Source organism: Rhodococcus sp. 15-725-2-2b (assembly GCF_002259075.1).
GTDB lineage: Bacteria > Actinomycetota > Actinomycetes > Mycobacteriales > Mycobacteriaceae > Rhodococcoides.
In genome coordinates this window covers 1-724 of record NZ_NPFL01000024.1, presented here as the reverse complement: position 1 = coordinate 724, position 724 = coordinate 1, and the positions used below count along the sequence as shown (strand labels likewise).

The window sequence follows — 724 nt, the reverse complement described above, 5'->3', positions numbered from 1 at the left end:
CACCGCCCGCCACATCGCCGCCCGCGCCAAAGCACCGTCCGTGCCGGGCACCTCCGAACCGGTGAAGAACGCCGACGAGATCCTCGCCTTCGCCGACGAGCACGGTCTGCCGATCGCGATCAAAGCCGCGTTCGGTGGCGGCGGACGCGGCATGAAGGTCGCCCGCACCCGCGAGGAGATCCCCGAGTTGTTCGATTCGGCCACCCGCGAAGCGGTCGCGGCGTTCGGTCGGGGGGAATGCTTCGTCGAGCGTTACCTCGACAAGCCCCGCCACGTCGAAGCGCAGGTCATCGCCGACCAACACGGCAACGTCGTCGTTGCAGGCACCCGCGACTGCTCGCTGCAACGCCGCTTCCAGAAACTCGTCGAAGAAGCCCCCGCCCCGTTCCTCACCGACGCCCAACGCAAGGAAATCCATTCGTCGGCGAAAGCGATCTGCCTCGAAGCCGGCTACTACGGTGCCGGGACGGTGGAATACCTCGTCGGACAGGACGGCCTGGTGTCGTTCTTGGAGGTCAACACCCGCCTGCAGGTCGAGCACCCGGTCACCGAGGAAACCTCGGGCATCGATCTGGTGTTGCAGCAGTTCCGGATCGCCAACGGTGAGGAACTGTCGATCACCGAAGATCCCGAACCGCGGGGGCATTCGTTCGAGTTCCGGATCAACGGCGAAGACGCCGGCCGTGGGTTCCTGCCCGCACCGGGCCCGGTCACCACGTTCATT

Annotated in this window: 1 protein-coding gene; it reads left to right on the top strand. The window is 66.3% G+C overall.

What is annotated here, in order from left to right; genetic code table 11:
• Nucleotides 1–724 (top strand): ATP-binding protein (locus tag CH306_RS27735; RefSeq protein ID WP_143546923.1); only part of this gene is annotated, 724 nt, incomplete at both ends.